This is a genomic window from Bacteroides sp. 1_1_14, assembly GCF_000162515.1.
Lineage (GTDB): Bacteria > Bacteroidota > Bacteroidia > Bacteroidales > Bacteroidaceae > Bacteroides > Bacteroides thetaiotaomicron.
In genome coordinates this window covers 314,682-335,369 of record NZ_GG774706.1, presented here as the reverse complement: position 1 = coordinate 335,369, position 20,688 = coordinate 314,682, and the positions used below count along the sequence as shown (strand labels likewise).

At 39.6% G+C, this 20,688-nt stretch carries 14 protein-coding genes; 5 read left to right on the top strand and 9 right to left on the bottom strand.

Annotated elements, in window-relative coordinates:
- Positions 1–19: 19 nt before the first annotated feature.
- From HMPREF9007_RS11320 to HMPREF9007_RS11325, 4 genes are read right to left on the bottom strand one after another with little or no spacing between them, the layout of a single operon-like run.
- Complete coding sequence (locus HMPREF9007_RS11320) at positions 20–790, bottom strand: hypothetical protein (RefSeq protein WP_032850473.1); 771 nt, start codon at positions 788–790, stop codon at positions 20–22.
- 56 nt (positions 791–846) lie between these two features.
- Positions 847–1,617: an ATP-dependent RNA helicase Dbp2 gene (locus HMPREF9007_RS26845; protein ID WP_008761874.1), complete on the bottom strand. Its 771-nt coding sequence runs from the start codon at positions 1,615–1,617 to the stop codon at positions 847–849.
- Between the two features lie 20 nt (positions 1,618–1,637).
- Complete coding sequence (locus HMPREF9007_RS26265; protein ID WP_008761873.1) at positions 1,638–2,603, bottom strand: lanthionine synthetase LanC family protein; 966 nt, start codon at positions 2,601–2,603, stop codon at positions 1,638–1,640.
- The gene (locus tag HMPREF9007_RS11325) at positions 2,596–4,455 is read right to left on the bottom strand and encodes a glycosyltransferase family A protein (RefSeq protein ID WP_008761872.1); all 1,860 of its coding nucleotides are present in this window, start codon (positions 4,453–4,455) and stop codon (positions 2,596–2,598) included. Before HMPREF9007_RS11325 ends, HMPREF9007_RS26265 begins: the two co-directional genes overlap by 8 nt.
- A 252-nt stretch (positions 4,456–4,707) precedes the next feature.
- Between HMPREF9007_RS11325 and HMPREF9007_RS11330 the strand changes: the two genes are divergently transcribed.
- From HMPREF9007_RS11330 to HMPREF9007_RS11340, 3 genes are read left to right on the top strand one after another with little or no spacing between them, the layout of a single operon-like run.
- A complete protein-coding gene (locus HMPREF9007_RS11330; protein ID WP_008761871.1) occupies positions 4,708–6,033 on the top strand; it encodes an HlyD family efflux transporter periplasmic adaptor subunit in 1,326 nt (441 codons plus the stop codon).
- A 26-nt stretch (positions 6,034–6,059) separates the two neighbouring features.
- A complete protein-coding gene (locus HMPREF9007_RS11335) occupies positions 6,060–8,237 on the top strand; it encodes a peptidase domain-containing ABC transporter (protein ID WP_008761870.1) in 2,178 nt (725 codons plus the stop codon).
- A 41-nt stretch (positions 8,238–8,278) separates the two neighbouring features.
- A complete protein-coding gene (locus HMPREF9007_RS11340) occupies positions 8,279–9,766 on the top strand; it encodes a TolC family protein (RefSeq protein WP_008761869.1) in 1,488 nt (495 codons plus the stop codon).
- A 67-nt stretch (positions 9,767–9,833) separates the two neighbouring features.
- Here the strand turns inward: HMPREF9007_RS11340 and HMPREF9007_RS11345 are convergent, their stop codons facing one another.
- Complete coding sequence (locus HMPREF9007_RS11345; protein WP_128567847.1) at positions 9,834–10,679, bottom strand: hypothetical protein; 846 nt, start codon at positions 10,677–10,679, stop codon at positions 9,834–9,836.
- Between the two features lie 372 nt (positions 10,680–11,051).
- Here HMPREF9007_RS11345 and HMPREF9007_RS11350 point away from each other — a divergent pair, with 372 nt between their 5' ends.
- Positions 11,052–11,651, top strand: coding sequence for a DsbA family protein (locus HMPREF9007_RS11350; RefSeq protein ID WP_008761868.1), 600 nt, complete (start codon positions 11,052–11,054; stop codon positions 11,649–11,651).
- Between the two features lie 195 nt (positions 11,652–11,846).
- Positions 11,847–12,332 (top strand): HU family DNA-binding protein, encoded by a 486-nt coding sequence (locus HMPREF9007_RS11355; protein ID WP_008761867.1) that lies wholly within the window; start codon positions 11,847–11,849, stop codon positions 12,330–12,332.
- A 93-nt stretch (positions 12,333–12,425) separates the two neighbouring features.
- Here the strand turns inward: HMPREF9007_RS11355 and HMPREF9007_RS11360 are convergent, their stop codons facing one another.
- The 4 genes from HMPREF9007_RS11360 to HMPREF9007_RS11375 form a co-directional block, all read right to left on the bottom strand.
- Positions 12,426–13,544, bottom strand: a complete 1,119-nt coding sequence (locus HMPREF9007_RS11360) for a glycoside hydrolase family 88 protein (RefSeq protein WP_032850429.1) — start codon at positions 13,542–13,544, stop codon at positions 12,426–12,428.
- 46 nt (positions 13,545–13,590) lie between these two features.
- On the bottom strand, positions 13,591–15,399 hold the full coding sequence (locus HMPREF9007_RS11365; RefSeq protein WP_032850428.1) for a hypothetical protein: 1,809 nt from the start codon (positions 15,397–15,399) through the stop codon (positions 13,591–13,593).
- A gap of 22 nt (positions 15,400–15,421) precedes the next feature.
- Entirely contained in the window at positions 15,422–17,554 is a 2,133-nt protein-coding gene (locus tag HMPREF9007_RS11370) for an alpha-N-acetylglucosaminidase (RefSeq protein WP_032850468.1), read from the bottom strand.
- 68 nt (positions 17,555–17,622) lie between these two features.
- A complete protein-coding gene (locus HMPREF9007_RS11375; RefSeq protein WP_008761863.1) occupies positions 17,623–20,571 on the bottom strand; it encodes a glycosyl hydrolase 115 family protein in 2,949 nt (982 codons plus the stop codon).
- Between the last annotated feature and the right edge of the window lie 117 nt (positions 20,572–20,688).

The following is a 20,688-nucleotide window of genomic DNA, read 5'->3' as shown; positions in this document are numbered from 1 at the left end:
ATTCATCATTAATCTCGATTTACTGAATTAAGTTTTTCTTCTTTCGTGGAATAATATGAATTATAGAATCTTGCTGAGGTTCTATTAATTGAATATAATCCTTTGGATCACGATATCTAAAAACTCCTTCTAAAGACTTTATATATTTATTCAGACTCTTTTTAGCTTTATTATTATACAAAAAATACAAACGAATGGGGCATCTTCCATTTTTCTGTATAAGGACAACATGACAATAACTGTATCTTTTTTTGTATTTCTTCCATACTGTTAAAGGATAAGTAATGACAGTATCTGCATTAAATGCCATATTAGCATACTTAGAAGATTCATAATGGAGGGGAAGCTCCTGCCACGATATATCATTTTTGCCGGTATTGAACTTAAAATCATACATGATCCTACTAATGTGATATGTGTTGATATCTAATTTCAGTTCCTGTAGATACGGAAAGTCGATAAACTTAGAATCTTTGGAAGCAACAGGAACAACATCTATAAAAACAATACAGTTTCCATCTTTCGATACAAATTTGTTGTTAAAAAATGGAGCAAAAGGAAGTTGACGCGTATAATCTTTCGAGCGTAAACACTCCAAATATTCAGTTTCCATTGTTTCCAACACAAAATTTGAAGGCAAAGTGTATTTTACTTGATTTCGAGCTAAAGTTAGAGAACTTGAACCCAATCCTATTTCATTATAATCTTCAATAGTTTGAGCATATAAGCTATAACCAAACTGTGAGATTAATACTATAAAGACAAATAATAGTCTACGTATTTGTTCCATATCACTTACATTTCTATATTTTAACTTATCATTCTTGTCCAATCAAGACTATCAGGCTATTTAACCTTATACATTGTTTTGATTCTGCCAACATGGACTTTATATGATTTATCTTCAGGTTTATCGGAGATGATAGAAGGATCATATATAGTAACCAAATCCCCATTTTTTTCTGTTATAATAACAGCATGTGTGCGACCATTTCCAGGATCAATAATAGCTAAAAAATGATATCCTCCACCAGTAATGCTACTTGTCTCTTCACAAGAAAATCCACAAGCCCTTAAAGCTGTAACATGATATTCATAAGGAAGACCTCCCTCCTCAAAAGCATCAATTCCAAATATTGAGGTAAAATACTCGTAATACTCCTGAGCACTTTTTGAGGAATCCAAATAATTCATGCAGTTAAACATACAAGCCCAGTCCGATTTAATGATGTCACCTCTTTTATTACCATCATTAGAGCCTCCATTATCCCCGTATCCATTATCAACATACCCGTATCCATAGTAACCAAAGCCATAATAACCCGAGCCAGTCCCTCCTTGGTAACCATAAATATTAACATCAGGATAAACATACCCCAATCCATACACCCAGCCCCCATACCATGGACCTTCCCAATTATCAAATTCATCTTTTGTATATCCACCATGCCAATGGTAATTACCATCAGGATCATAACCTCCATACCCATGATTAAACCAATCATTACCGTAGTAACCATCTGAATTTCCTCCTACATGACACCGCATTTCTTCCTTCCCTAACACAGGGAATAATTGGCGTAATCCCTGCAAATTTGTTTTTGTAATCTTTTTCATCTTACTTTTTTATTATAATACTATATTTCCCGCGAAGGATTCTTCATAAGCCATAATCCAACAGCTGTAAGATTGCTATTTACTATTGACTCATCAAAATACGACTCTTCAACCTTTTTATCAACAAAATATTCTATCTTATCCAGCGAGACGTCTTCTACTATAGCTATATCATAGATGATACTCCACCATAAGTTATCATACCAGAAATTCATACTATTTTGAGGTGCGGTAACGACTAATTCTTCTACCAATTTTCGTAACTGTTTACATTCCACTTCCCATATTGGAGGCAATTGAGAGAAAATTCTTTGGAATAACACTATATCGGTCTCACGATAACACCCCTGGAGAATAACTTGATGAGACAAATAAAGTATATCCCTGAACAGACTTTCCAAAGTATCTACTTCTATTTCCCTCATCTCTGATAATTTCAAAGACACATACAAGATTGAGTTTAAATATGGAAGTCTAAGCATTCCATATTTCTTTTGCCTGATACAATCCGATAATACAAGATTGGCTTGCACTATGACATTAGTAACCCATGCCTGATCTACAGTAGCTTTATCATAATAAAGACGAGACAACAAATACAACCCCGAAGAATATAGAGGATAAGGGCTACGTAGTTCCTTCATAGAAGAAGAACGAATATCACAAAGTAGAATCTTATCAATATCATTCAACACATTATCTTCGGGATCACTTTCCACTAAATGCTCCCCTAGGAGTACAGACAATCCATGACCAATACCACCTAATCCGTCAACTATGCTGGGAGAAATATTGGGTTTTAATTGATTGAATACATCATCTAGCAATTCTGAAGCGATCTCTTCATAAACTGTACTTCCTGAATAATGAGCGTATTTGTACAAGAAAAGAGCAATTCCGATTTTTCCATTGAAAAGCCCTATCGATTCTGTATTTTTCAGATTAGCAACAATCGTATTGGCTATCTGCTGAAGTATTTTATCCATATATATTCTGTTTTTTTATTCTGATTGCATCTCTGAAAAGCTGAATTAATTGAGGAACATAATAATCAAAACTAAATACCTTCCGACTACGATGCATATTATCTGTCAATTGTTTCATTCTTACTTGTTCTTTCAACTTATTCGATAATTCATAAAAGTCATGAAAGAAGATGCCGACATCCAATCTTTCAGCTAGTTCCTGAGTGGCCGCAATATGTTTACTATTATCAGGAAAAATCACCGGAAGCCCGGCCGCCGCATAAGTGCTAATCCGAGCAGGTATATTCAAATCATCCCAGGTAGCTTTCAACAAATCGCCATTATTACGGCTTTTAAAGCAATGCAACCATCCGGCATCATATTGCGAGAATTCTTTCGTCCAACTATCTGCAGAAACATGGGAATGAATATGGAAATGCTTCGGTGCTATCTGCAGATAGCGCACCATTGCTTTTTCCTTGCAGGCATGATAATTTTCGGTATACAAATGAATATGAATATTATTTCTTACCAGAACAGACAGATCATTATTAGAAATACCAATCATCCTTCCGGCAATCAAAGTATGTACGGCTCCATCTTGTGATGATAATTTAGATGAGAAATTGTCCTTAAAATAATCTTTCTTAGGTAAATCTCCATCCATTATGAAAGACAATCCATGGTTTGGTGGCAAGAACTGTTCAAACCATAATTTAATCGCTTCATTCAGAAAAATCTTTCCTGTGGCATGTGTATACAGGTATATCAGCCTGTTCCACATACCATTGCGGAGGCAAACAGATGGGCCTTCTTTGAAATGCCATACAAAAGGTATGTCCGGAAAAGCCTTCAGCACATCATATGCCAAAGGAACTGCTCCAAAGTTTAACAAACCATAAATGATGTCTGGTTTCACCTCCTCGATACCCTGTTTCCAATTCTCAAACGGAATATCCTCTATATGTCCAAAAGGTAAATGTCCTACTGTAGAGAAACTATAGGTAGGATTTTGTATCCACAGCCCATATAATATATGTCCGGCCTGCTCCAAAGCATAAATACGCTCTGGATTATAAGCCAGTTCTCCTAATATCAAAATTTTCAGAGGATTCTCACAAGGCTTCTGTTCTTTTCTAAAACTCTCATATAGTTTCTCTTCATCTATGAACTTATATTTGGAAACTTTCATCCTGACAGGAGACTGAATCTTATAGTAACTCCTATATTTATTGATTCCTCCTCCATATTTCTCACCAATGATGCAATGCCGCTGCGCAGGATGCAATGTCCAGTAACAAGATACCTTATTAGTCATACCAAAAGTACCGGATTTTGTCAATTTACACCAAAACATAGCAAACAGATCTTCAGTCACCCATTCGCTTCTTTCCAGCCAGCGTTCATCCGTTTTTTTATGCGCTGTCTGAACCAATTGTAAACAACATCCTTTTTTTAATCCTTTACTTTCGGTATCAGATGTATAGTACATGGTATCCGGAGAGGCATATTTCATACCTGTATATACAAGGACCAAATCATCGTATTCTTGAAACTTCTTATAAACCGACTCCAAATGATCCTCAAAATAATAATCATCGGAAGGCAAATAGGCTATCAATTCGTTTCGGGCAATTTTAAGTCCTTGATTTAAAGCATACCCCAGACCTTTATTACTTTCATTTTTAATATATACGATTCTTTCATCATTCAGGAAGTCGGAAATAAACATCTCCGTATCATCCGTACAACCATCATTTATAATAATTAATTCCCAATTGGGATAAGTCTGTCTTTGTAGGCTTAGAATAGCCCTTCTAATAAAAGAAGCCTGATTATAGGTAGGCATTATAACCGAAAAGTGTGTATTCATAATATTTCAGGTTTTGTTGTTATGCGAAGACAAAGAACGGGTATAATAAGTAAAAACAATGAAATTTATGGCCCAAAAAATGAAATTTTCTATTCATTTATTAACTAAAAACTTGAAAACGTATACCAAAAGAACAAAATCGATTATTATGATCAATTTCTTTCATTTATTGAACAACTTTTCCCTCGTCATCACTTCAAAATGTTTTACTTTACAGAGGAAAAACACCGAATGTTGTTTTAATCTTATTTTATGGAAGCACAAATAGAAGAAGAAGCAAAAAAAGAAGAAGTCGTACAACGAAGTGAAGAGGTACAGACCATTATTGACAGGATGCCTACAAGAGGAGCAACCTATGCAATAATACTAACAACACTACTTATTCTTATAATTCTGATATTAGGATTTGTTATTAAATATCCTGACTCTGTAGATGGTCAGATCTCAATAACAGCGCATATTGCCCCTGTCAGACTAGTGGCAAATACATCCGGTAAGCTACATTTACTACATGAGAACAGAACATCCGTATGTGAAGATCAAGTAATCGCCTATATAGATAATGAAGCTAACTACAAGGATATCTTGCTTCTAGATTCCTTATTAAATAGGTATAACAATCAAGATCTTGAAGATTTCCCCATCAGATCCGGGCTTATATTAGGAGGAGCGAGCTCCCCGTACAATTCTTTTTGTATTGCACATTCCCAATATTATCGGACATTGCACTCTGATGTCTATAAAACGATGTGCAATAGTCTCCAACAGCAGAATGAGATAAATTCTGAAATCATAGAAAACTTGAATAAGGAGCTTCTTTTAAAAGGGAAAAAGCTAAGTATCGAAAAAGAACGATTGACCAAAGACAGCATCCTGTATCTTGCAAAAGCTATCAGTGAGCAAGATTTTCAACGTCAGCAGAGCACTTTTTACGATTTACAGGCAGCATATAAAGAACTGCACAGCAGCAGACTGTCATATACCGCACAGATTAAAAAGAATGAGCAACAAATACAACAATATTTATTACAAGAGCAAGAAACTCTGGATAAGTTGAGAGAAGAATTATCCGTCAGCAAATCCCAATTAACCAACACTATTCATGCTTGGAAAAAGCAATATCTACAAATCAGTCCTATTAATGGCCAAATGGAATACCTGGGATTCTGGAGAGAAAATTATTTTGTACAAAACGGGCAGGAGCTATTCTCTATTCTTCCTGATCAGAATGAGATTGTTGGTGAAATGATAGTTCCATCCTATGGCATCGGGAAAGTTAAAATAGGTCAAACCGCCAATGTAAAAGTTAACAATTATCCATATATGGAATATGGACTAATCAAGGGTAAAGTCAGTTCAATCTCACGGTTATCAAACAAGGTTCAAATGCCATCAGCTACTCAAGTAGAGAGCAATGTTTATCGCATAATCATAACTTTTCCTGATGGATTACAGACTAATTTCGGAAAAATGCTCGATCTGGATTTTGAATCTCAAGGCACATCCGAGATTATCACAAAGCCGAAACGCCTCATAGAAAGACTATTTGATAACCTGAAGGCAAACGCAGAACAATAAACTTCCCATTATAATTCTATAGTACAATGATATTTCATAGATTTCCAGTCGACTACCAGATGGATTCACAAGATTGTGGTCCGGCATGTTTAAAAATCATAGCCAAACATTTTGGACGATATTACTCTTTACAATATCTCAGAGACCGTTGTGGCATAACCAATCAAGGCATCTCTTTACTGGATCTAAGTACCGGAGCCGAAAGTATCGGCTTACGTACACTTGCCATTAAATGCACATTGGAAGATGTCATCAACCAAGTCCCTTTCCCTGCAATTCTTTTCTGGAAAGACTCTCATTTTATTGTTGTCTATCATGCCAATAAGAAATACATATGGGTATCTGATCCGGCTAAAGGACGCATTAAATACACTCACGAAGAATTCAAAAAAGGATGGTATCAGAAAGGAGCAACCAATGGCGTACTTCTGGCAATAGAACCGACTATAGATTTCAATAGAAGCGATGTCGAAAAGAAACTGGAGAAAAATAGCTTCATCAGTATCCTGCGTTATTTTGTTCCTTACAAGAACAGCTTTGCAACGATATTCTTCATTATGCTGGTAGTTACCTTGCTACAAGGAATACTTCCTTTTATATCCAAAGCCGTTATTGATGTAGGCATAAAGACCTCTGACATCAATTTTATTAATATGGTATTGATCGGCAATATCAGCATACTGCTGAGTATTACCATATTTAATGTCATACGCGACTGGGTGTTATTACATATTACTTCACGAGTCAATATTGCATTAATATCAGACTATCTGATAAAACTCATGAAGCTTCCGGTGACATTCTTCGAAAATAAGCTTTTAGGAGATATACTCCAGCGCGCACGTGATCATGAACGTATCCGAAGCTTCATTATGCGTAACTCACTATCAATGATCTTTTCTGTCCTGACATTTATCATATTCGGAATCATACTTTTGGTATACAACCCGATTATATTCTATATTTTCCTGTCCGGTTCAATATTATACGCAGGCTGGGTATTATTATTTCTCCGTATCCGCAAGAAACTGGATTGGGAATATTTTGAGCTCATATCCCAAGACCAAAGTTATTGGGTAGAAACCGTATCCGCGATTCAGGATATCAAGATATATAATTACGAGAAACACAGGAGATGGAAATGGGAAGGAATTCAAGCCAGACTATACAAAGTCAATAAAAGAGTGCTCAACATCACTAATGCACAAAACCTGGGAGCCCAATTCATTGAAAATATAAAAAACATGGGGATCGTATTTTTCTGTGCCAGTGCAGTTATAAAAGGTGATATCACCTTCGGAGTAATGATCTCTACGCAATTTATAATCGGAATGCTTAATGGTCCACTTATTCAATTCATCAGTTTCGTTGTATCTGCTCAATATGCCAAGATCAGTTTTCTACGCATGAATGAGATCAGACAACTACAAGATGAAGAAGAATTGCTTTCTATTGGCAGTACCTCTATTCTGCCCGAAAACAGAGACATCAGTTTAAACAATATAATATTTCAATATAGCCCTAATTCTCCACTAGTATTGACTAACATATACCTGACTATTCCGCAAAATAAAGTAACGGCTATCGTAGGAGGAAGCGGTAGCGGAAAATCTACTCTGCTCAAACTATTAGTCAGACTTTATAAACCGACCTTTGGAGAAATAAAAATGGGTAACATGAATGTATCGAGTATCAACCTGCGTACCTGGAGAAATATGTGCGGGGTAGTCATGCAGGATGGCAAACTATTCAGTGAAACAATATTAGCAAACATTGTATTGGATGACGAACATATTGATTACGATCATCTGCACAAAGTGTGTCAGATGGCCCAGATAGAGGATGAAATCAATGGTATGCCCAAAGGATTTGATACAGTAATTGGAGAGAAGGGACGAGGAATAAGCGGAGGACAGAAACAGCGATTACTGATAGCACGGGCACTATACCGTAATCCGGATTTTCTCTTTCTGGACGAAGCTACAAACTCATTGGACGTCATCAATGAGAAGAAGATTGTTGAAGCACTGAACAGTGCTTTCAAAAACAGGACTGTTATCGTAGTAGCTCACCGGCTAAGTACCATACGAAACGCAGATCAGATTGTTGTTCTTAATAAAGGCAGAATTGTAGAAGTAGGCAATCACGAAAATCTTATCGCCAGAAAAGGTGAATACTTTAACCTGGTCTCTTCCCAATCATAGCTATATAAAAACTAATATTCAACATAAATAGAGACATTCATATGAATCTTAAATGGATAACAATATGGTTTCTGCTATTTCCTGCACTTTTACAGGGACAACCATATCAGATTTCTTTAGAACAAGTATTAAACGAGTGGTGTCTGGTGTCACCATCGGCACAAAAGATCAAGTTGTCACACGAGAATTCCATATTGGAGTTTGAGAATTACAAAAAAGAATTTCTACCATCTGTCGCTTTCTCTTTAAGCCCTGTAAACTTTAACCGCTCACAAAAGCTAATGCAGAACTCTGAGAGTGGAAATTATTCATATGTAGAAGATTACTCCAACAATAGCAGTACAGAAATAGCTATCCGACAAAAAGTCGGTATCATCGGAGGCGAGTTCAGTGTCAGTTCACGCCTCAACTACCTCCGGGAATTTTCGAATAACAGGAATCGTTTTGGAACTAATCCACTTTACATCAACTATTCGCAACCCTTCATCGGAGGTTTCTATAATTACAAGAGGCAAAGAGGTATACAGCATGCAGTATATAATAACTCACTGAAACAATATTGCTCGGAAATGTCAGATATCCAAACAAAAGCTGTAAACCTATTCATGACTCTGTTCTCAAGTAAGCTCGCAGCTGATTTGTCACATAAGAATCTTCTCATATCGGATACTCTTCTCATTGCCAGCAAAGCCTTACTCGACAATGGATATTTCACCGAATATGAATATCATCAAATGGAGCTACAACAGCTGAATAACAAATATGCTTTCGAGAATTCCACTAAGAATTATCAGAAAGCACTTAGAGAACTTAGCACATTCCTGAACAGGCCTGAATGGATAGATGAAGAAGTAGAGATATTAACCCCGGAATTCAATTTACCTTTGCAGATCGACGAAAAGTCAGCTATTGTTTATGCCCGTCACAATAGTCCGTTTGCCTTATCGCAAGAAGAAAAAAGACTAAAAGCCGAACAAACACTATTTACCGCCAAACTAAACAACCGCTTCAATGGCAACATTAAAATAAGCTACGGACTCAACCAGTATTCCGATCATTTTCTGGATGCATACCAAAAGCCGGATTATACTCAAGGAGTCATGATAGGGGTTCAGATTCCAATTTTTCAATGGGGTATCAACCGTAACAAGATTCGCATGGCAAAGAACAACTATCAAAACAGTATGATAGAAATAGATCAGGCAGAAGTCAATTTTGATAACAACATAAAAGATATAGTGGAAGACTATAATCACAATATGAATCTATGGTTTGTTGCAACTAAAAGTTATCAACTCTCTCAGGAACAATATGTATTATTGGCACATAAATTCCACTCCGGCAAAGTATCCGTTTATGATTTAGCCTCTGCACAGCAAGAACAATACAGCGCCATGCAAAGATATTACAATGCCATACAAAACGCTTGGAATAGTTTTTGTGTTCTACGCAAAAATACACTGTTCGACTTTAGCAAACAAACTGAGTTAAAAGATTTATTTTTTCCTGTCACATCACATGACAATTAACTTTTCGTAAAGATCGTATTTCTCAAATACATCTTTGAGTTGTATGTCATTCTGTTGTTGTCCATGATTAATATGATGTAAAGCACAGTTTTGCACACTCAGATTTTTCCAGATAGTCATTACCCGATCTATTATGGGTGTAGACTTTCTTACATAACTTATCATCATAAAGTGCCATAGCTTTAAACCAAATATCATCACTAAACGGACATATATTCATAAAAACCGATTCATTAAAAACCTCATCAGAAAAAATATGTGGCGGATAAAGTATGCCACCAACACCTGTAGGGAAATTCAGAACAGATGCCTCCATATCAAAACATTTTTTCCACCCCAGATACGGTAAAAACTTTCCATCTTGCAAATTAATACGACGCCCTCGGTTAAAATAAATAAATTGAGGATCTTTGATGTAGCTATTGACTAATTTTTCTATCAGGTCAATATGATATATCGCATCATCATCAATTGTAATTATTGCATCATCAGGGTAGCTACGCAGTGCTGGTATCAGTTTCTTATATGAACGAATATCCTTACAGTATCTTACTTCCAGTCCTCTCTTCATTTGCAGTTGTAAAGTATTGGGCAGAGTTGTAGTTTTAAGTGAATCAGGTAACCATAAAATGATTCGATTTGCTTTTACGATTTGTTGCATTATCGATTCAATAGCCAAATAAGTTTCATATAAGCGTGGCTCATATGTCGTTAGTGAGACTATGATTTCATGATCACAGTAATGTGTATCTGTAACACCACTTTCACAACAGTGCAACAAATAGTCATTCAACTGGATGACCCGGCTATTATAAATTGAGTTTGTGTAAACTAAAGCAATATCTGCATAAAGTCTATCAAGATTATCGATTTTCTTAATAGCTGCTTCTATTTTCTTTATTAAAGGTGTCATTATAGTATATAAATTAAAAGTTCTACTATGATCCAATACAAAAGGAAGGCTATATGAGCCTTGTGTACAAAAATAAGCATACTGATCAGAAAAAGATAGAACATATAGTCCAATAAAAGCAACGATTTGTTCATTTACAAAATAGAATCCTGATTAATAACAGCGTTCAACTGAAAAAACTAAGCCCCTTCTCCGAAAAAAGTAATACCTTTGAGTGCATAAATTAATTCGTCCGGCTATAGGCATTCTTTCGTCCGCCTATAGGCAAACGCAACATCGCCTATAGGCAAACTTGCGTCCGGCTATAGGCGGACGAATTAATTTATGAAGAGAAAGAAATTATCCGTAGAACAAAAAAAATATAAAGTAACTATGAGCATTTATTACGATTTATACACGAGTGGTAATCCACAAAAAAAGGAGGAACAACAGGCACTTTATGCACGTGTTATTCCATCAGGCACCATTGATGCCGATAAGTTCGTTGAACTAGTATCCAAATCCAACGGCTTCAGTCCAGCCACAATAGAAGGTTGCCTGCAAGCCGTCAGTGATGAGCTACAACACTGGCTCGCGCAAGGCTGGACCGTAGAAGTCGGGGAAATCGGACATTTCTCCCTATCACTGACATGTGACCGTCCGGTGATGGAGAAGAAAGAAATTCGTTCTCCTTCCATCCATTTAAATAAGGTGAACCTGCGCATTAACAAAAAGTTTCGTGAGAGTCTGGAACCATTGCAACTGGAACGCATAGAGTCACCCTATCGTACTAATAACGATTCCAACGAAGAAAGATGCCGCACCCTCCTGATACAACATCTGGACAAATATGGCTGTATCACCCGTACCGATTTCATGAGACTGGCAGAAATCAGCCGCAACAAAGCAATTGAACTACTCAATAAGTTTTTGAAAGAAGAGATAATCCGGAAGTATGGAGGAGGAAAAACTGTCGTATATCTAAAGAAGTAGTTTTTCTAATAGTACTATCACACTACAAGGCAAGCTTATAGCGAAAAGCGTTCATTATCAACAACATATGCATTATTAATTATTTGTTTAACGCACTTTCGAAAAATAACTTGCACAGTAATTTCAGATGCCATATCTTTGCATCGTGATCACAAAACAGAAACTCGATTTATAAACTATTTAAAAATTAAAATTATGGCACTGAAATATGTAGTCAAAAAAACGACCTTTGGTTTCGACGATACCAAAGCAGAAAAATATGTAGCGCGTCCGTTCAATGTAGTCAACGTTGATTTTAAGATGCTGTGCGATCAGGTAACCAAAGTGGGATTCGTTCCACGCGGTACAGTAAAAGCCGTCCTTGACGGACTCATTGATTCTCTGATAACGTATATGGAAATCGGAGCATCCGTCAACTTGGGGGAATTTGGAACTTTCCGTCCCTCCTTCGGATGCAAGAGCCAGGAAAACGCAGAGGAAGTCACTACGGAAACATTGAAAAACCGTAAAATCATCTTTACTCCGGGAGACTTGCTGAAAAATATGATAAAGTCTGTCAGCATTCAGAAACTGGATGTAACTAGAAACAGCAGTTCTGCTCCTTCAGGTGGTGGAGAAGAAGGCGGAGGAAACGAAGGAGGTGATGACGGCGGTGATGAAGCACCGGACCCGACAGTATAAGGAATCATTTTATATCGTTATATTTAGAGAAAGAGGATGTCTCCAATCAGTGGGGACATCCTCTCCTTTTATACAACAGAATATATCTGTCTTTTACTTATTGTTCAGCAAAGCATAAGCACACCACAAAATAGGTGCCTGTCCATGATAATCTCCGGCAATGCGAGGACGGTCCATATAATATTGCTTACTGTTTTTCTTTCCCGTTCCGATACAAACTTCGGTAAGGTCATTCTTATCGTCTATATAATTGCACAGACCTAACCAGGCTCTGCGTGCAACAGGAGCAAATTCTTCCTTATCCAACCATCCGTTCTGAACACCTACAATCATGGCATAAGCAAACATAGCCGATCCGGATGTTTCAGTCCAAAAGTCGGGCTGGTCTATCAACTGATTCCACAATCCGTCTTTGTTTACGTATTTTTTCAAGTTGTTCATCATTAAAAGATAGCCTTTCATAATCCGAGCTCTATTTGAGTCATTCTCCGGCAGGTTAAACAGAAGTTCCGTCATACCTACAGCCATCCAGCCATCTCCGCGTCCCCAATAGTAAGGTACATCCGGCGCATGATAGAAAAGACCATTCGGATGTTGCAGTTCATCCAAATACATCACCATTTCTTTGGCAGCCCGGTTGATATATTTAGTATCTCCAGTTACTTTATAAGCCTCCGATTGCACAATGGTAATCATATACATATCGTCAATCCAAAGACGAGTTTGCCAGGAGAATCCCTTCTTATCCCATTTACGTTCTTCTTCATTCGCTTTGGCTGGAAGCTGCCATTGGGTATCGGCATAAGGCAATCCAAGGTCCAAATAACGCTGGTCCTTTGTGATACTATAAAATCTAAGAGGCAAACAACCAAACATATTCTGGTCTACGTGTATGGGTGGAGGTAGGAGATCTTTTTCCAAATGGAATAACAACTCAAAGCGGTTTCTCAATTGCTTAATCAACTCTTTGTTATTCGTCAATTCTGCAAAACGGAGAGCTCCATACCATGTACATACCTCGGCATAATGGATTCCTTTATCACCATACAACTGATGTTTGGTTTCCATTAAACGCTTACTTAGCTTATTTCCAACAGTCTTAGGATCTGCTTTTACAGGAAAATCTCCAAAATAATTTTGAGCAGTAGCAATACTGGTTGTACAGAAAGCAGCCAGTAACAATACACAAATTAAATAATAGTTCTTTTTCATCATTACAATTGTTTCTATATAATTAATTATTCACGTTATTATCAGATTACAATCCCGCCACTGGTATCCAGCAGCTTATAGAAGATACATCACTGACTGCTTCCTCTTCTTTATTGTCGGTAATAGAGAAATTGACCAATACCTGTCCCGAAGAAATAGTCAGACTGGAACGGGGAACAGAGATTTCGGCAATATAACCATAGTTATCAATACGATCTTCATTGGTGTCATTGCATACATAAGTTTTCACTTCTACACCCATCTCCGCATTGTTCCATTTACCGGCATAAGTTTCGGTACTTTTCAATCCATCCATTGACACTTGTATTCGTGCAGCACCGTCCGTTAAGCTTTTACTATCATCCGGAGAAATATAAACAGTAGCATAATCACCTCTCAGCAAGCTCCGGTCAAGTACTTCTACCAAAAAATATACATTCTTGTCATCACACGAACAACGGAGAGTTCCCTGTACTTGCGATTTTTCTCCGACAAAAAGCGCATGATCCGTATTCGCCCATTCCTGATTGTTGCCATCCACCTTTACGCTACGGCGTACCGCATCGATACGATGGTTAAGAATAAATTGTGATAACATGATTGTTCCATTAGAAGTATCAGGCATCGCTCCTACCAATTGATGCGAATTTACCAAATTCAACGTTCCCCAATACCCCTTACCTGGAAACGGTGAATAAGCACTTCCAAAATTACGCGCTTTGGCATCCCCCATTTTCATATAGAAAGTAGAAGATTTGTTATACGAAAGCACAGTCTCACCCGATGGAAACTGAGATAAATATGGAGCGCTACCTAAAAAAGACAGATTGTCGCTATCAGCCGGCCCTTCCTGATCCACATCAAGATGATCCCATTCACCATCTTCGCCGGAATAAGCCAGTGATATATAATATGTTCCACGGTTATTAGTCTCTACAGCGGCCGCCAGTTCATTGCTACCTTTAAGTTGAATAACAGACGGCATCTGATGATTGAAATATGTTTTTCCGTCTTGTTCCCACTTCATTCGTATCACATAGTAAGGGATACTTCCAAATGAAGGCGTCCACGTTTGACCGCCATCTCTGGATATGACCATTGCAGTTCCGGTGTCTTTGCCTTCAATACCCGTACGGCTACTGTCCGTGAAATAGCAATGGATTTCTCCCGAAGACAATTCCAGCAAATACGGCTCCCAGTTGACACCTTGATACACTGAGACCGGTTCACTCCACGTAACGCCATTATCTGTACTACGCCTCATTTCAATACCTGCATCTTTAGGCAAGTCTCTATACCCATTATTAGCCCTATAGGAGGCTACGGTCAGAATATCTCCGTTGGAAAGTACCAGCCCATCACAATTCGAGTAACGCCGGTCATTCTTTTCACCTTTACTGTCGGTAATACTGTAATTGGTAAACACCTTGCCTTTATAACTCCATGTTTTAAAGTCCGTACTGGCCGCATAAGAACAACTGGCACCAATCTGATTGTTGTGATAGAACATGATATAACCATCATTAGCCAATTTCTTAACCCGTACATAGTTAGGTTTGGCAGATTTTAGTACACTCTCTCCTAGTTGTGAATACGTCCGAAAGTTCATCTTCAAGGACGAACGCGAAGTAACATCAGCGTGCGAATTAATCACCGGGACACCTTGATTAAGTTTGTCGACAGGAGTAATATGAGCAACAAATGGTTGTTCCGGTTCTTCTTGATCGCCCTTATTGCCGGTTCCGCCACCATCACCTCCCTTATGATCCAATGTATCCTCTCCACCACCTCCACAGGCCATGACTGTAGCGCAGAAAGTAGCCAACAATACAGCTGTTTTCAATAATCCTTTCATAGTCTTATCTTTTGAGTAATGATTAAATATGATATTTGCTATACATTCTCTTAGCCGTCTGCACCGGATCAACACCAGCCTCAAGTACATACTTATTATGTGCATTCACCCATGCCTTCTCCGCTTGAAACGAGTCCGGAACAGTAAGTGAACGTCCTTCCAATGTACCTTTAAGATAAGCGATGTAATTAGTCCAGCGAGGCAGATAATAATCCTTCAACAGTCCGCCCCATTCCTTGTGGGCATAGTCGCGCACCGGACTAAGTGTCTCCGTCCATGTCCCGATCAGCATACGGGCATTGTGCTCATACAAATCCTGCAATTCAGGCTGCTTTGACTTCAAACGGGCCATATCCAGCCAGCGTCCCACGAAGAAGCGTTCGTGGGTGGACAGTAACTCATTTTGATCCTTAATCAGCTGTAGAAACCTCTCCGACCAGTAATCAAACTGTTTCGTATCTTTCGCCCGATAAGCATCCACCAAATTGTAATATGTCTCCCGTCCTAAATCCGCAAGATACTGACGGACGAAATCGACTGCATCATACTGATAAGTTGACGTCTGCTTCAGACGGTCTGCACTTTGCAAGAATAATCCTACTCCCTGGGCAAAGAGCTCCGGATCATAGAAAATCCGACATTGACTCCAGGCAGAAGCCGTGATTTTATCTCTTTTCAAGCTGGGAGGGGCACAAAAGACCGACTCTGAGGGACGGCGATGACCGGTATAAGTACCATAAGCTGTACGGTGGAAAATAGTCCACGCCTCTTTCAGATTTTCATCTTCCACACCATAACGACGCACTGAATACTCTTTCAACCAGACATCCAGATCCAAATGCTCCGAACGCCAGCGCATTTCATTCAACAAATCAAATACTACCGGATTCACCTCGATGCCTTCCGGGGTAGAACTAGTTCCTTTCATGCTCGGTGATGCCGCCGAATCCTTCTGACCATCTACCGGACCGGTAGCTATAGCGTCCAGACGCCCGTGCAGACCAATGTTACCTCCATAATTGGAAATATGCGACCATAACCACGGGAAGCCATCAAAGCCCTTGCGCTTCCGCCAGTTATCCCAAAACTCGGCAGCAAGATCAACGATCAGCGTATTCTTTCTGTCGAGTCCTGCCAGCAATTCCTTTTTCGGATTTCCCAACCATGCCTGAATCACCCAGGTCGCATCCGGATTATATCGTTTCATGGCTGTCTGTACCCGACGGGCGGCATCTGTTACGTCAATGCCTCCGGTCTTTCCACCTTCGTGAAAGAGATCACCGCCAAACAAGTCCGCTTTCCCATAAAGCTTCTCATATTCAGCATACCACACCTTTGCCATTCTTTCAAACAACGGATCGGCAGGATCGAGCACAGGAGGACGTTGAAGCGAGTTCCACAGTCCCTGTTCCACCAAGCGGGCTTCCGGATATTTTTCTTTCAACAAGGAAGGAACCATCCCAAAAAATCCCTGAAAAACAGGCTTCATCCCATATTCACGCATACGGGCAAGTATTTTCTTCTGTAAGACTATCTGTTCCTTAAACCATTCATCGGGCAACGGGCCACCGATATTCTCAAGATTACCCATCAGCAACCAACCGAAATAAGCTGGTCCACACAAGAACTCCTTCACTTCCGGAAGCGTATACCCGAATTTCAACAACGTATTCCGCCATACAGCCTCCACCCCAACCATAGCCATCGGCATATTGATACCGCTCAAAGCCATCAGATCTATTTCACGTTCCCAACGTTTCCAGTTCCAAAAGGCTGTAGTATAACTAAATGTGCAATAATTCATGTAAAAATTATCGGATAGTTTAGTCGCATGACGTTCTTTCACCTGTGGCAGATCAACAGGCAATTGAGGTAACTGGTCTCCACAGAAAGAGACATGGGCATGACAGTAATACTTCAAATACCAGTTAATGCCAAAGGCAGCACTTACATAATTGTTGGCACGTACTGTGACTTTGCGCCCGCCACCATACAGTTCAAAGTAGTCGCCTTCATCAGAAGAAGAACGGATCTCAATCTTAAACCGGTCGGAAAGTCCTTCCTGAAGACGTTCCAACATTTGCTTTACCGGATTAGCAGCCTCAACAATCGCAGCAAAGAACAGGAAGACTAAAAGTAAAAAGTGTTTTTTCATGGTTAACCCTATCACCCATGGTCATATACAACCATGGCAATCTTTAACTACATATTCATCAAACAACTCTATTTTCTTGTCGGTTGTGGTCCAAAGTAGGAACGTTTCATTCCTCCAAAGTCCAATACAATCTTTTGCAATACAGTTCCGGCATCTCCACAGATTATTTTCACGGTATGCTTACCCGGCTTGTCGATATGCAAAGTTGTTTTATTGATTCTACAGTTCTTCAATACACTCTCATACCAGATTTGCGCATATTCAAAAGAAGATGTAGACGGATTCAAAACCGGCCCTTCGTCAATACATACACCATATTTGGTTTCGATATTCGTTGCTTCGTGTCCAGCATAGCCTCTGTCCTTGCTTGTCACGAATGTAGGCAACACATATGTATAGACATCAACCGAACCTTGCTCGAAAGTATAGAAATCATACTCCAAACGTGGTGTGCTACGGCCTGCGGTACGTTGCGGGGCAGCCGTCGGATCACCCAACTGAATAGCCGTATTCTCTATCCCCAGATTAGGAATGGTTCTCATCTTGATCGCCTTATTTTCCACTTTCCGGTGGAAGCTTGCCGCATCGATAGAGACATATCCGTTATGTTCCACAAATAAAGTATCCATTTCGGCAAGGGATGGAGAAGAAGGATTGAATACAGAGATGTAAACATTCTCTTTCTCGCCCCGGTCAGAAGTAATTTCCAATACCCCGAAAACTTTCTCTCCAACCGGTACTTTTGCCCAGTCTACCGATACTTCAATACGTTCTTCCGTAGCCGTTTCGCCTGCCTTCTTGCTCAATAAAATCCAGTTTTCCGTAACAGATGCCTTCCATTTCAAAGGGCTTGCCCCTTTATTGAAAACATCCACATAATATGACTGACGCAGGTAAGTATTGAAGCAAGGCAAGGAGTGGAAACTCTTCAGACCTTTCAGCACATCTTCTCCCTCTGCCATTACGCCCAGTGTAGCATCAGATGCCAGTGAAGTCTTTCTTAATGCCGGAAGTTCAAAGTAAGCAGCAGCAAATCCCTGTTTCATTGTCATTACATGATCCCATTTGCCACCGAGCAGCGAATTATATCCTTTGGTAATGACTTGTAGACTATCATAACAAGCCTTCACTTTTTTCTCCAGTTCGCCGGTAGACGCTCTTTGCTGAATGGAGTACCAACGGTTTCTCTGTCCGTCCAGTATCATTCTGTTCAGCAACTCACATCCTTTCACCGGATAATACAATGACTGGTAGAAGCAGGCCTTTTTCTCTTCCGGCAGCTTATTCAGAATCTTCTCTGTAATGCTTCCGATCCGGCGGTATTCACTCAGGCGTGAATCCACTTCCCTGTAATTCGTCAAGGAGAAATCAGTATCTGTATTCCGTTCTCTTCCATGCTTATCGGTAGCCCACTGATAGCCCCATCCCATAAACTCCGGTCTGCGGGCAAAAGCCAGTTTGTAGAATGAGTTGATCACATCCTGATACTCATTGCGGTATTCATCACCCAGCATACCACACAACCATTCCGTGCGATAAGTAGCCGCTCCGTCAAAATTGAAAGAATCGATATCATAAGCCATCGACAGGAAGAAATCTACAGCAAACTCACATGATTTGATATCACCGGCATTGAGCAGCCAGATCCGGTCTGCCGTCATGTCATAAGCCTTGCGAAGTTCTTCGTACATCAGCGTGGGTGAAGTGGTGTTCATCCAAAGATGATCGTGAGGCTTGCCCAGATAGGAAGAATGATAATAAACACCCGAACGTCCCGAACGCTTCTGTTCTTTCGGACTGCTCAGACGCTTCATATAGCCATAGTTGTCGTCCGGCCATATAATCGTAACATCATCCGGCAGTTCCAGCCCCTCGTCGTATACATCCAGCACCTCTTTATAAGGAGTAAAGGCTTGCGGAATATCTTCGCCACGCTTACCCGTCGCATCAATCAGCATCTTTCTTTGTGCCATCAATGCATCTTGGAGCATCTGTTTTCTATCCGCCATATCATTGCTCGCATTCATCGCTCTGTCATGCAATCCGCGCAGAGCCAGAGTGTACACATTCTCAAAAGGAGCACATTCATTCGCACGTGCTCTCAGCACACTGTCTACTCCCGCTCTATTGTTGATGTAATCCCATTCGCCCATCTTGTCACGTTTCCACTCGCTTGCCGTGTTGAACAACAGCGGTTCGCAGTGAGAAGACCCCATCACGATGGCGAAACTATCTGCTACCAATCTATTCTCCGGTATACGATGAAATGCCATAGACGCATCGTGCATGGCCGGGCACAGATAATTTGCCTGAAGACGGAGCAGTAACTCACAAATCTGCGCGTATGTTTTCGGTCCGAAGTTTCCACGTTCTTTCTCATAATTGTTCTTTGACCAGCGATAAAGTCCCCAGTCTTCGTCATTGATAAAGATACCTCTGAACTTGACAGCAGGTTCTTTTGAAATGAATTTATGAACGTTGACAGCCAGTTTTTTCTGTTGTTTTATCGGAGCATCGGCCCACCAGTACCAGGGAGACACACCTATCGCTTTAGATATGGAGAGAAGTCCGTAAGCCGTACCACGCCTGTCACTACCAGCTACGACAATGGCTTTCTTAATACCCGGTGCAGGATTATCAACCGTTTCTATCATATAACGTTCCCATCCACCGGTGATGGGAGTTGTGTCTATCTTCTTTTGGGCTACCAACGCATTGATCCATGCGCTTTTTCCGACAGTTCCCACGATGATGGCATAACGAGCCGAGACATCACCCGGATTACTTGCTTGTGTTTTCAGGTCCTGTCCCGTCACACGACGAACGTCGTCTGCAAATAAAGTCACACTTTTACGAACGACAGTTTCATCCTTGCCATCAAAACAAACAACGACATTGGCAGCCGGTGAAACGATGGGAAAACTGTTTTTACCAGCGTTCTTATCCAATAATACTTGTGCTTCTGTTGATACAAGGCTACAGCAAAACAGCCCTACTAATAAAATCTTATTTTTCATATAAAAGTTAGATTGATAATCGACGCTACAAAGAAAACCAAAAATCAACAGAAGTAATAAAAGAAATAGACCGATAAATGGAATAATATGGTCAAAAGACCATTCCAGACGTGTTTT

Coding starts and splice junctions, on each gene's coding strand:
- HMPREF9007_RS11375 (WP_008761863.1), bottom strand. CDS start 20,571: ATGAAAAATAAGATTTTATTAGTAGGGCTGTTTTGCTGTAGCCTTGTA.
- HMPREF9007_RS11355 (WP_008761867.1), top strand. CDS start 11,847: ATGGCACTGAAATATGTAGTCAAAAAAACGACCTTTGGTTTCGACGAT.
- HMPREF9007_RS11340 (WP_008761869.1), top strand. CDS start 8,279: ATGAATCTTAAATGGATAACAATATGGTTTCTGCTATTTCCTGCACTT.
- HMPREF9007_RS11350 (WP_008761868.1), top strand. CDS start 11,052: ATGAGCATTTATTACGATTTATACACGAGTGGTAATCCACAAAAAAAG.
- HMPREF9007_RS26265 (WP_008761873.1), bottom strand. CDS start 2,603: ATGGATAAAATACTTCAGCAGATAGCCAATACGATTGTTGCTAATCTG.
- HMPREF9007_RS11360 (WP_032850429.1), bottom strand. CDS start 13,544: ATGAAAAAGAACTATTATTTAATTTGTGTATTGTTACTGGCTGCTTTC.
- HMPREF9007_RS11370 (WP_032850468.1), bottom strand. CDS start 17,554: ATGAAAAAACACTTTTTACTTTTAGTCTTCCTGTTCTTTGCTGCGATT.
- HMPREF9007_RS11330 (WP_008761871.1), top strand. CDS start 4,708: ATGGAAGCACAAATAGAAGAAGAAGCAAAAAAAGAAGAAGTCGTACAA.
- HMPREF9007_RS11345 (WP_128567847.1), bottom strand. CDS start 10,679: ATGACACCTTTAATAAAGAAAATAGAAGCAGCTATTAAGAAAATCGAT.
- HMPREF9007_RS11335 (WP_008761870.1), top strand. CDS start 6,060: ATGATATTTCATAGATTTCCAGTCGACTACCAGATGGATTCACAAGAT.
- HMPREF9007_RS11320 (WP_032850473.1), bottom strand. CDS start 790: ATGGAACAAATACGTAGACTATTATTTGTCTTTATAGTATTAATCTCA.
- HMPREF9007_RS11325 (WP_008761872.1), bottom strand. CDS start 4,455: ATGAATACACACTTTTCGGTTATAATGCCTACCTATAATCAGGCTTCT.
- HMPREF9007_RS11365 (WP_032850428.1), bottom strand. CDS start 15,399: ATGAAAGGATTATTGAAAACAGCTGTATTGTTGGCTACTTTCTGCGCT.
- HMPREF9007_RS26845 (WP_008761874.1), bottom strand. CDS start 1,617: ATGAAAAAGATTACAAAAACAAATTTGCAGGGATTACGCCAATTATTC.